Genomic DNA, 2508 nt, shown 5'->3' with positions numbered 1-2508 from the left:
AGCTCGACCTTATTGCTCTCGATCTTGGATACATCCAAAATGTTATTAATGATCGTTAGAAGATTTTCGGACGATTTTTCGATGGTATCAACGTAATCGCGCTTCTCCTCATCCAAATCGGTATTTTTAAGAAGCTCCGTAAAGCCGATGATGCCGTTAAGCGGCGTCCTGATCTCGTGCGACATATTTGCCAAAAAGATCGATTTTGCCTTGTTGGCATCCTCTGCGGCGCCCTTTTGATACGCGATCAGATCGAGCGCATCCTCGATAAGCGAATACGCCTTGTTAACACCCTCACTAGTCCTAACGTCGATATGCTCGTGCTGATTCGTCAAATCGCCGATTCGGCTAAGCACGTTGCCGAGGTCGGTAACGTTCTGTCTTAAACGCCTTGTAATACCCAAGGCAAAAACGACCAAAATAGCCGCTAAAACCCATATACCAAGAGCGATAAATAGGTTTCTTAGTCTTTGTGCTAGGTAAGTATCGGCATGTGCCGCAAGCTCAGCATTGATCTTTTCAGAAATTTCGCTTAGCTTTTTATATTTAAGTGTAGTAGAGGCAAACCACTCTTGAAAAGGTACGCTATAGTGTCCCTCGTCCGCTTCTTGCTGCAATGTGGCCGAAATTTTAGCAGTCTCTCTTAATGCGTTTTGAAATTCCTCTCCGTCTAGAATTTTTAAAATCGCGGCTCTAGCATCCGATTCCGGCAAGAAGTAGTAATTAGGAAGCGAACTAGATAAGTTGAAGCTAGCCCAAGTCCTTAGCTGCGCCTGATTCATCGCCTTGCTACCGATGATGTATTCGATAATATAGTCGCGCTCCGATGCAGTGGCATCCATCGCCTCATAAGTATTAAGCAACGAAACCGTCCAAACGGTGATATTTGAGCTTACAAGACCCTCTCTTAGCACTCGTTGGATTGTTTTTACATCATCGTCGAATTTTTGAAAATATGAGCTGAAAAGCTCACCGAAGCTTTTGCTTTGAGCATCGACATCCCTTCTTACCTGCGGAAGTTTGTCTAATAAACCGTCTATATCGGTCTCGGCAGCCAAAAGCTCGTCATTACCGGTGCCGTAAGCGAAAATATCAAAAATAGTCTTTTTTACGACATTTTCACTGATATTTTTGCTTTCTTTATACTTTGCAAGCGCATCGTCGGTTTTTTTGCGTTGACCCGATAGAAGGGTTCCCATACCGGGGTTTCCCTCGCTACCCAAAAACGCCGAAGTGATACCGCGCTCTTTATCTACCTGCTCTACTAACGCCGCGAGGTTGCTATTTTTAGCAATTTGCTGCTGCAAAATTCCCACTCTGGCGTAATCCTGCAAAGAGATAAACAAGAAATATGATGCAAACGCGAAAATCAAAAGTAGCGGGATACCGCTAACAAGTCTCAAAGCACTTGTAGTATTTAAATTCATACAAAATCCTTCAAAGCGCAGCTTACGCGACGTTAAATTTTATTCAACCGGAGAAACGAAGTCGCTTCCGTCACGCTAGGCGGAGACGATTTAGCCGTCCTGCAAAGTTAATGGGTGATTTTACTAAACAAATCTTTAAATATAGCTTTTTGCGTTAGGTTTTCGTTAATGATTGTTTAAAATTTTTTCGGCGGTTTGGATATTCGTAAGCGATCTGATCTCCTCGAAGCTCGCCGCATAAATGCTCTCAAAATCGCCGTAAAAGTCCAAAAGCTTCTTCAGACTTCCTTTGCTAACGCCCAAGCTTAGCAGCTTTGAGCTTTGCAGATCGAGCTTGCGTTTGCTCTTTTGGTGAAACGAGATCGCAAAGCGGTGCGCCTCATCGCGCAGGCGCTGAAAAAATTGAAGTTTTTTATCGTCCGTAGGCAGCGAAAAAATCCCGCCTTTCGTGCAAATTTTATCTTTCGCGGCTCCCTTTGCGCGGTGGGCTTTAGCGTCGATCTTTTCTTTAGAGATAGCGATTATATCGACGTTTGCTCCGACGCTGCAGATTATTTCCTCCGCCAAGTTTAGCAGAGCCGTTCCGCCGTCGATGAGCCACAGATCTGGCGCTGCAAGCTCGTCAAATTTAAGCGCGCGGCTAGTTAAATACTCGCGCATCTGATCGTAGTCGTTATTTGAGCTAAGGTGCTTGTGGCGGTAGTTTTGCTTGTTAAACTCGCCGTCTTGAAAGCTTATCATAGCTCCCACGGCTGCGGCGCCGAACATATGCGAATTGTCGAAAACTTCGATATTTACGGGCAAATTCGTAAGATTAAAATAATCCTTCAGCTCCTGCAAAAACGCGTAATCGTGCGTTTTTAGATGTTTTTTGATATTGATCTCGCAGTTTTGATATGCAATCTCGCAAATTTTACGCTTTTCACCGATTTTCGGCGCGTAAATTTTAAAGGCTCTTTCGTGCCGCTTGGATAAAATTTCGCATACCAGATCCGCATCGTCAAACTCGTCGTAAACGTAAATTTTAGCGCACGCCACGGGAGCCGCGGCCGGAAAGGCGCTTAAGATCATCTGCTTGTAG

At 44.5% G+C, this 2508-nt stretch carries 1 protein-coding gene and 1 pseudogene; both read right to left on the bottom strand.

Annotation, left to right across the window (positions count from 1 at the left end; translation table 11 throughout):
- Window positions 1-1427, bottom strand: a 1427-nt coding sequence (locus Q0257_RS09225) for a histidine kinase dimerization/phospho-acceptor domain-containing protein (RefSeq protein ID WP_298024310.1), incomplete at its 3' end; no start/stop codon positions are given.
- A 165-nt stretch (window positions 1428-1592) separates the two neighbouring features.
- A pseudogene (locus tag Q0257_RS09220) lies at window positions 1593-2508 on the bottom strand (excinuclease ABC subunit C); the annotation flags it as partial.

This window comes from uncultured Campylobacter sp., assembly GCF_938018035.1.
Taxonomy (GTDB): Bacteria; Campylobacterota; Campylobacteria; order Campylobacterales; family Campylobacteraceae; genus Campylobacter_B.
The sequence above is the reverse complement of the archived record's forward strand: the minus strand, read 5'-3'. Positions and strand labels throughout refer to the sequence as shown.